This is a genomic window from Bergeriella denitrificans NBRC 102155 (assembly GCF_001592185.1).
Classification (GTDB): Bacteria; Pseudomonadota; Gammaproteobacteria; order Burkholderiales; family Neisseriaceae; genus Neisseria; species Neisseria denitrificans.
The window spans coordinates 1-8692 of sequence record NZ_BCWL01000081.1 but is presented as its reverse complement, the minus strand read 5'-3'; the positions used below and the strand labels follow the sequence as shown (position 1 = coordinate 8692).

Here is an 8692-nt window from a genome sequence, read left to right as displayed (position 1 = left end):
CAACGCTAGGATTTCTTACAACAAAAGCCGTCTGAAAAACGCAGTTTTCAGACGGCTTTTTATACGCGGCATGCCTTTAGAAACAATCCTCCGGCACGCGTACCCAGCCTTCCATAATCACGCGCGCGCTGCGGCTCATCACGGCTTTTTTCGCCGTCCATTGGCCGTCTGAAAGTTCCGCAGCCGCGCCGACGCGCAAGGTGCCGGAAGGATGGCCGAAGCGTACGGCTTCACGCTCGCCGCCTCCGGCCGCCAAGTTCACCAGCGTACCGGGAACGGCGGCGGCGGTGGCGATGGCGACGGAAGCCGTGCCCATCATGGCGTGGTGCAGTTTGCCCATGGAGAGGGCGCGCACCAGCAAATCGATGTCGGCGGCTTGAACGGCCTTGCCGCTGGAGGCGGTGTAGTCGGCAGGCGGGGCGACAAAGGCGATTTTCGGCGTGTGCTGGCGGGTTTCCGCTTCTTCCAAGTTGCCAATCAAGCCCATTTTCAGCGCACCGTAGGCACGGAGTTTTTCAAAAAACGCCAGTTTATCCGCATCGCCGTTGATGTCGGCCTGCAATTCGGTGGCGGTGTAGCCGATGTCGGCGGCATTCACGAATACGGTCGGAATGCCCGCATTAATCAGAGTGGCTTTCAGACGGCCTATGCCGGGAATGTCCAATTCGTCAACGATATTGCCGGTCGGGAACATACTGCCCTCGCCGTCGGCGGGGTCGAGAAATTCAATCACCACTTCGGCGGCAGGGAAAGCCACGCCGTCGAGTTCGAAATCGCCGGTTTCCAACACTTCGCCGTTTTGCATCGGCACATGGGCGATGATGGTTTTGCCGATATTATTCTGCCAGATTTTCACCGTGCAAATGCCGTCCGAAGGAATTTTGCTTTTGTCCACCAAACCTTGCGACACGGCAAACGCACCCACGGCGGCGGTCATATTGCCGCAGTTGCCGCTCCAATCGACAAAAGGTTTGTCGATGGAAACTTGGCCGAACAGATAATCCACGTCATGCCCCGGCTGATCTGACTTATCCAAAATCAAAGCCTTGCTGGTGGACGAACTGGCATTACCCAAACCGTCAATCTGCTGCTTGTAAGGATCGGGGCTGCCGAGTACGCGCAGTAAAATCTTATCGCGCGCTTCGCCCGGCTGCTGCGCCGCCTCGGGCAGGTCGGTGCGTTTGAAAATAATCCCTTTTGACGTGCCGCCTCGATAATAGACGGCGGGGATTTTGATTTGCGGCATGGTGGTTTCTCCTCTTTTTGGTTTCATTTAGGTAGTGGATTGCACCACTACACTGGTAATTATCAAATCACTAACTTTATGAATCTAAATCATGATTGTATTTAGCAATTTTTTTGAGGCTCTCGTTAATTTCCTTAAGTTCTTTGGAAATGTCTCGAATAGTGGTTTTATTGTTCCCTTTTAGCGCGTCAATAATTGCTTGATTGGCACTTATTCGACTAGGCATCAATCTTAGATGCTCGATATTGATAAAAAAGGAATCTTGTGCTTTCACAGTACAACCTATTGGACTTCGATAGTCATAAGTAACTGTTATCTTTCTTCCATTTCCCAACTTACTTTTTAAGCCGGCATATTGCCCACCAACAAAAATATATTGTTGTTTGGCAGATATAGATGGAAATCCTGCCTGAGGAGAAAATTTTGGTTCTCCAGACGATTCCTCAATACCAAAAGCATCTATTGGAAGTGGTTCAGAAAGTTTTACATTAAAGGCAGTCCCACCTCCCACATTTTCAATAACCAAATCTATTAATGATGGGATATTAGGGTTGGGTTGATAGTATATAAGTATTTGAGGCTGAGAACTTCTTAGTAAAGCTAAATAGGCAACCCATACAGCAAGTAGACTAATAGCAGAAGTAATAACTAGAGTAATAATATCTGGCATAATATTTCCTTATTTATGATTTCAACCTCAGCAGTTTACACCTAGTTACACAATGTTAGATTCCCTCAGCCCCGCTAATTCAGACGGCCTCAAACATACTCGCTGATTTCAATCAGATTACCATCGGGATCGCGGATATACACCGAGCGGATTTTGCCGACTGCACCGGTACGCGCAATGATGCCTTCAACAATCGGTACACTTTTCTCCTGCAACTCCGCTACAACCGCTTCCAACGGCGTTTCGCTAATCAAACACAAATCCATCGCACCGCAGGTCGGCCGCTCCGCTTTCGGCTCAAACTCTTTGCCTTGTTGGTGCAGATTGATTTTTTGGCTGCCGAATTTCAAGGCTTTGCGGTTTCCCAAGAAAGTTTCTTCCTGGAAGCCGAGTATGTCGGTATAAAACACGATGGTGCGCTCAATATCGGCAACGGTAAACACGATGTGGTCGATGTGGGAGATTTTCATGGGTTTCTTTCGGCAGACGGTTTTTCAGACAGGCATTGTGTTTTGCTTGAGGCCGTCTGAAAACTTCGGCAATCTGTTCCCTCTCCCGCGGGAGAGGGTTAGGGAGAGGGCTTTTCGGTTTTAAACCGACGTTTCAGGCAGCCTCGGCGTTTTGCCCTCTCCCCAACCCTCCCCCACGGGGGAGGGAGTGCGTGGGTTGAGGACCGTAGGTCGGGCATTTATGCCCGACACAAGCCCGCAAACGGATCATGCTTTGTCGGGCATAAATGCCCGACCTACGGCTACACGTTATTTTTGATTTCAGACGGCCTAAAATCCTTCAAAGCCGTCTGAAATTTCAAGGCCTTGGGATTTTATCCCAACCTACGCCGCTGCGGACGGGCGGCGGGGCGGCAGCCCCGCCCTACTCCTTATGCATTCCCTTCCAAAAAGTCCTGCGCGAAGCGTTGCAATACACCACCCGCTTCGTAAATCAGCACTTCTTCAGCGGTATCCAAACGGCTGGTTACGGGCACTTCGACCGTTTCGCCGTTTTTGCGGCGGATGACTAAGGTCAGGTCGCCGCGCGGGGTGCGTTCGCCGATGACATCGTAGGTTTCGGTGCCGTCCAATTCGAGCGTATGGCGGTTCACGCCTTCTTTGAATTGCAGCGGCAGCACGCCCATGCCGATGAGGTTGGTGCGGTGGATGCGCTCGAAACCTTCGGCAACGATGGCTTCCACACCGGCCAGGCGCACGCCTTTGGCCGCCCAGTCGCGCGACGAGCCTTGGCCGTAATCCGCGCCTGCTATGATAATCAGCGGCTGTTTGCGGTTCATGTAGGTTTCGATGGCTTCCCACATGCGGGTGACTTGGCCTTCGGGTTCGATGCGGGCGAGCGAGCCTTGGCGGGTCGTGCCGTTGTCGTTTTTCACCATTTCGTTGAAGAGTTTGGGATTGGCAAACGTGGCGCGTTGGGCGGTGAGGTGGTCGCCGCGGTGGGTGGCGTAGGAGTTGAAGTCTTCTTCCGGCAAGCCCATTTTCGCCAGATATTCGCCCGCTGCGCTGGTGGGCAGGATGGCGTTGCTCGGCGAGAGGTGGTCGGTGGTGATGTTGTCGGGCAGAATGGCCAGCGGGCGCATGCCTTTGAGGGTGCGCTCGCCTGCCAATGCGCCTTCCCAATAGGGCGGACGGCGGATGTAGGTGGACATCGGCCGCCAGTCGTAGAGCGGGCTGGGGGCTTTTTCGGCGGCTCCGGTGTCGAACATGGGGATGTATACGTCGCGGAACTGCTGCGGTTTCACATATCGGGCAACGATTTCGTCGATTTCTTCGTCGGTCGGCCAGATGTCTTTCAGGCGGATTTCTTGGCCGTCTGAAATGCCGAGCACGTCGTTTTCAATGTCGAAACGGATGCTGCCTGCGATGGCGTAGGCCACCACCAGCGGCGGGGAAGCCAGGAAGGCTTGTTTGGCATAGGGGTGGATGCGGCCGTCGAAGTTGCGGTTGCCGGAGAGTACGGCGGTGGCGTAGAGGTCGCGGGCTATGATTTCCTGCTGGATTTCGGGGCGCAGCGCGCCGCTCATGCCGTTGCAGGTGGTGCAGGCGAAGGCGACGATGCCGAAGCCGAGTTTTTCCATTTCAGGCAGCAATCCGGCTTCTTTCAGGTAAATTTCCGCCACTTTGGAACCCGGTGCGAAGGAAGATTTCACCCATGGTTTGCGGGTCAGGCCGAGTTTGTTGGCGTTGCGGGCGAGCAAGGCGGCGGCCACGACGTTGCGCGGGTTGGAGGTGTTGGTGCACGAGGTAATCGCCGCGATAATCACCGCGCCGTCGGGCATGGAGCCGTCGGCGGGCACTTCGTAAGGCTTGGCCAAACCTTTGGCGGCCAAGTCGGCAGTGGCGAAACGGGCGTGCGGGTTGGACGGGCCGGCCATGTTGCGGCCTACGGTGGAGAGGTCAAACTCCAATACGCGCGGGTATTCGGCGGTTTGCAGGCTGCTTGCCCACAGGCCGGCGGTTTTGGCGTAGGTTTCCACCAGCTTCACTTGCGCCTCGTCGCGGCCGGTGAGTTTCAGATAATCGATGGTTTGGCGGTCGATGTAGAACATGGCGGCGGTCGCGCCGAACTCGGGCGTCATATTGGAAATGGTGGCGCGGTCGCCGATAGACAGGCTCTCCGCCCCTTCGCCGAAGAATTCCACAAATGCACCGACCACGCGCTCTTTACGCAGAAACTCGGTCAACGCCAATACGATGTCGGTAGCGGTAATGCCGGGGCGGCGTTTACCTGTAAGCTTCACACCCACGATGTCGGGCAGACGCATCATCGAAGCGCGGCCGAGCATCACCGTTTCCGCTTCCAAGCCGCCCACGCCCACGGAAATCACGCCCAGCGCGTCCACATGCGGCGTGTGGCTGTCGGTGCCCACGCAGGTATCGGGGAAGGCCACGCCGTTTTTTACCTGCACCACGGGCGACATTTTTTCCAAGTTAATCTGGTGCATAATGCCGTTGCCCGCCGGAATCACATCCACATTTTCAAACGCGGTTTTCGTCCAATTGATAAAGTGGAAACGGTCTTCGTTGCGGCGGTCTTCGATGGCGCGGTTTTTCTCAAAGGCATCCGGATCGTCGCCGCCGCATTCCACGGCCAAAGAGTGGTCGACAATCAGCTGGGTTTGCACCACGGGATTGACCTTGCTCGGATCGCCGCCCTTCTCGGCAATCGCGTCGCGCAAACCAGCCAAGTCCACCAGCGCGGTCTGCCCCAAAATATCATGGCACACCACACGCGCGGGGAACCACGGAAAATCCAGCTCCTGCTTGTTGTCGATTAACTGGGTCAGCCAAGACTGCAAAGTCGGCAAATCAACCTTGTCGGCGCGGTTGACCAGATTTTCCGCCAAAATGCGGCTGGTATAAGGCAGCTTGTCGTAAGAGCCCGCGCGGATGTCGTCGCACGCGGCACGCGCGTCGAAGTATTCCAAATCGGTACCGGGCAGGGGTTTGCGGTATGCGGTATTTGCAGTCATGATGATTTCCTTTGGTGATGTTTTTCTTATGGTGTTTTTTTCAGACGGCTTTTTAGGGTCTGTTGATATTTCGTCCGCGAAGTAAGATTTGTGCGTAAAAGCGCGGATGCAAGGCGGGTGAGCTTGCGGACTTGCGCAGCAAGGTTGGGAACCTTGCGAGTAGTTCCAACGCAGCAGGCGCGTTTTTACACACAAATATTGCCGCGTGATGAAATGTCAACAACCTCTAAGGTTTAAGCCGTCTGAAAAAATTAGGGATACGGGTTCGGGATAAACGTTTTCGGCAATCTATGATTTTTCAGCAGCTTACCCCCCTCTCCTACAGGAGAGGGTTGGGGAGAGGGTCAAACTTTTGAGCTTGAACAGATGTCTCCAAGCCCGACGGCTTTGCCCTCTCTCTAACTCTATCCCACGGGAGAGAGGACAGTTTGCTGAATTTCAACGGTTTCTGCTTTTCTCAAGCACTTTGCTTATCTCAATCTACAGCGTTTTTTTCAAACATACGCTTCATTGCGGCAATACACTTTGGTGTAACTTTCCGCCGCCAAGTCGCGTATTTCTACGGTGATTTCGCAATACGCCGTTTGCGCAGGTAAGGCTGCGCGTAGGCTTTCGGCCACGGCTTCGGCCAATTGTTTTTTCACGTCGCCGCTGCGTCCTTCCATCAACAATAAAGCAGCGTGAATGAAATTCTGCGTTTTGCCGCCGACCAGATAATCGTCATACGCGGCGGCGCGGATTTTGATATCGGCTTCACTAAAACAGCCGCTATCCGTCAGTGCGGCATGGCAGCGGCGTATCAGCGCGGCAGTGTCCAGCGGCAGGGTTCGGTTGTATTCAATCATTAAATGGGGCATGGGTTTGCCTGATATAAAAAGTAAAAAGGTGGGTTTCAACCGCCATCCGCCGCTTGGCGGAATGTGGGCAAAACCCAGCCTGCAAGATGGATTGTTTTCAGACGGCCTCGGGTAGATCGGGTTGACAACCCAACCCGCTCAGAACATTAAAAAGGCCGTCTGAAAAATTCGCGTGTTAACGCTCGTCAATCGGTACGAATGCCAGCTCGTCCGGGCCGGTATAGTTGGCGCTCGGGCGGATGATTTTGCCGTCCTGACGCTGCTCGATAACGTGGGCGCTCCAGCCGGTGGTGCGCGAAATCACGAAGAGCGGGGTAAACATGGCGGTTGGTACGCTGAGTTTTTGATACGACACGGCGGAGAACCAGTCGAGATTCGGGAACATTTTTTTCTCGTCCCACATCAGGGTTTCCAAACGCTCGGCAATGTCAAACAGACGCATATCGCCCTTCTCTTCGGAAAGCTCGCGGGCAACTTCTTTAATCACGACGTTGCGCGGGTCGGCCACGGTGTACACCGGATGGCCGAAGCCGATAACGATTTCTTTGCGGGCGATGCGCTCGCGGATGTCCGCTTCGGCTTCGTCGGCATTGCGGTAGCGTTTTTGGATATCGTAAGCCACTTCGTTGGCACCGCCGTGTTTCGGGCCTTTGAGCGCGCCGATGGCGCCGGTGATGCAGGAGTAGATGTCCGAGCCTGTACCGGCAATCACGCGGGCGGTAAAGGTGGAGGCGTTGAATTCGTGTTCCGCATACAAAATCAAAGAGATGTGCATGGCTTTGATTTGCGATTCGGTCGGGCGGCGGCCGTGCAGCAGGTGCAGGAAGTGGCCGCCGATACTGTCTTCATCGCTGTCCAGCTCGATGACTTTGCCGTTGTGGGTGTATTGGTACCAGTAAAGCAGGATGCTGCCCAGGCAGGCAATCAGCTTGTCGGCGATGTCGCGTGCTTCGCTAACCGGCTGGCTTTCGCGCTCGGGGTGTACGCAGCCGAGCATGGATACGCCCGAACGCAATACGTCCATCGGGTGGGTGTGCGCCGGCAGGTTTTCCAAAACTTTAATCACGCGAATCGGCAGATTACGCATGGATTTCAGCTTGGCTTTATAGGCGGCCAGCTCGTGCTTGTTGGGCAGATGGCCGTGAATCAGCAGGTGCGCGACTTCCTCAAATTCGCAGTAGCGGGCGAGGTCGAGGATATCGTAGCCCCGGTAGCTCAGGTCGTTGCCGGTGCGCCCTACGGTACACAGCGCGGTATTGCCGGCAGGCACGCCGGAGAGGGCTACGGATTTTTTGGGTTTGAAAGTCGGGGTTTCGGTTGTCATGACATTTCTCCTGTATTTCAAATAAATACGCCGGCTGCGGGCAGCGCGTGCGTCCTGCTTGCTGATATTTTTACTTTTATGTTTTCAGACGGCTTTTTGAGAAAACAGGCCGTCTGAAAATGCCTGCTTTCCCGCATCGCCGCACAGCTTACCCGCACGGCGATGGATGCGGCGCGGCTTATTTTTGGAACAGCTTGTCCAGCTTCTGCTCGAAATCGTGGTAATTCAGATGCTCGTACAATTCCGCGCGGGTCTGCATGGTATCGACCACATTGGCCTGCGTGCCATCGCGCATAATCGCTTCGTACACGTTCAGCGCGGCTTGGCTGGCGGCGCGGAAGCTGGAAAGCGGATAGAGCACCAGCGATACGCCGTTATCCGCCAGCTCGCTTTGGGTGTAGAGCGGTGTGGCGCCGAATTCGGTAATATTGGCCAATACCGGTACTTTCACCGCTTCGGCAAATTTTTTGTACATACCCAAATCGGTCATCGCCTCGGGGAAAATCATGTCGGCACCGGCTTCCACGCAAGCCTGCGCGCGCTCGATGGCAGCATCCAAGCCCTCCACCGCCAGCGCGTCGGTACGCGCCATAATCACGAAGTTTTCATCCACGCGGGCATCCACGGCGGCCTTGATGCGGTCCACCATTTCGCTTTGCGGCACAATGGCTTTGTTCGGGCGATGGCCGCAGCGTTTTTGCGCCACCTGGTCCTCGATGTGTACCGCCGCCACACCCGCGCGCTCGAAGTTGCGGATGGTGCGTGCGATGTTAAACGCCCCGCCCCAGCCCACATCGATATCCACCAACAGCGGCGTATCGACATTGTCGGTAATGCGGCGGGCATCAATCAATACATCTTCCATGGTGGTGATGCCCAAGTCGGGAATGCCGCACGAGCAGGCCGCCACGCCGCCGCCGGAAAGATAGATGGCTTTAAAGCCGCTGTTGGTCGCCAGGCGCGCAAAATAAGCGTTGACGCAGCCGACAACGGCCAAAGGATTGGATTCGCGTACTGCTTCGCGGAAACGCAGGCCGGCAGATGGTCGGGTCATTATTTTTTCTCCTCTATATATGGTGAATGATGATTGATTTGTCTGTTCAAAATATAG

General features: G+C 55.0%; 7 protein-coding genes. All 7 read right to left on the bottom strand.

Translation table 11 applies throughout. The features are described 5' to 3' along the window. Positions 1-76: 76 nt before the first annotated feature. The gene (gene prpF, locus BDE01S_RS05870; protein WP_066078606.1) at positions 77-1246 is read right to left on the bottom strand and encodes a 2-methylaconitate cis-trans isomerase PrpF; all 1170 of its coding nucleotides are present in this window, start codon (positions 1244-1246) and stop codon (positions 77-79) included. Between the two features lie 76 nt (positions 1247-1322). Beyond that, positions 1323-1916, bottom strand: a complete 594-nt coding sequence (locus BDE01S_RS05865) for a DUF8453 domain-containing protein (RefSeq protein ID WP_066078605.1) — start codon at positions 1914-1916, stop codon at positions 1323-1325. A gap of 89 nt (positions 1917-2005) precedes the next feature. Further along, a complete protein-coding gene (locus tag BDE01S_RS05860) occupies positions 2006-2386 on the bottom strand; it encodes a VOC family protein (protein WP_066078603.1) in 381 nt (126 codons plus the stop codon). Between the two features lie 410 nt (positions 2387-2796). Then, positions 2797-5400 carry a Fe/S-dependent 2-methylisocitrate dehydratase AcnD gene (gene acnD / locus BDE01S_RS05855; RefSeq protein ID WP_066078602.1) on the bottom strand — a complete coding sequence of 868 codons (2604 nt, stop codon included), beginning with the start codon at positions 5398-5400 and terminating at the stop codon, positions 2797-2799. A 494-nt stretch (positions 5401-5894) separates the two neighbouring features. Beyond that, positions 5895-6257, bottom strand: a complete 363-nt coding sequence (locus BDE01S_RS05850; protein ID WP_066078600.1) for a 5-carboxymethyl-2-hydroxymuconate Delta-isomerase — start codon at positions 6255-6257, stop codon at positions 5895-5897. A gap of 175 nt (positions 6258-6432) precedes the next feature. Then, positions 6433-7581, bottom strand: a complete 1149-nt coding sequence (prpC, locus tag BDE01S_RS05845) for a bifunctional 2-methylcitrate synthase/citrate synthase (protein WP_066078595.1) — start codon at positions 7579-7581, stop codon at positions 6433-6435. Between the two features lie 178 nt (positions 7582-7759). Continuing rightward, positions 7760-8635 (bottom strand): methylisocitrate lyase, encoded by an 876-nt coding sequence (prpB, locus tag BDE01S_RS05840; protein ID WP_066078594.1) that lies wholly within the window; start codon positions 8633-8635, stop codon positions 7760-7762. Positions 8636-8692: the final 57 nt, after the last annotated feature.

Bases quoted from the DNA above. Each gene is read 5' to 3' on its own strand.
- prpF (WP_066078606.1), bottom strand. From the start codon at position 1,246: ATGCCGCAAATCAAAATCCCCGCCGTCTATTATCGAGGCGGCACGTCA.
- BDE01S_RS05865 (WP_066078605.1), bottom strand. From the start codon at position 1,916: ATGCCAGATATTATTACTCTAGTTATTACTTCTGCTATTAGTCTACTT.
- BDE01S_RS05860 (WP_066078603.1), bottom strand. From the start codon at position 2,386: ATGAAAATCTCCCACATCGACCACATCGTGTTTACCGTTGCCGATATT.
- acnD (WP_066078602.1), bottom strand. From the start codon at position 5,400: ATGACTGCAAATACCGCATACCGCAAACCCCTGCCCGGTACCGATTTG.
- BDE01S_RS05850 (WP_066078600.1), bottom strand. From the start codon at position 6,257: ATGCCCCATTTAATGATTGAATACAACCGAACCCTGCCGCTGGACACT.
- prpC (WP_066078595.1), bottom strand. From the start codon at position 7,581: ATGACAACCGAAACCCCGACTTTCAAACCCAAAAAATCCGTAGCCCTC.
- prpB (WP_066078594.1), bottom strand. From the start codon at position 8,635: ATGACCCGACCATCTGCCGGCCTGCGTTTCCGCGAAGCAGTACGCGAA.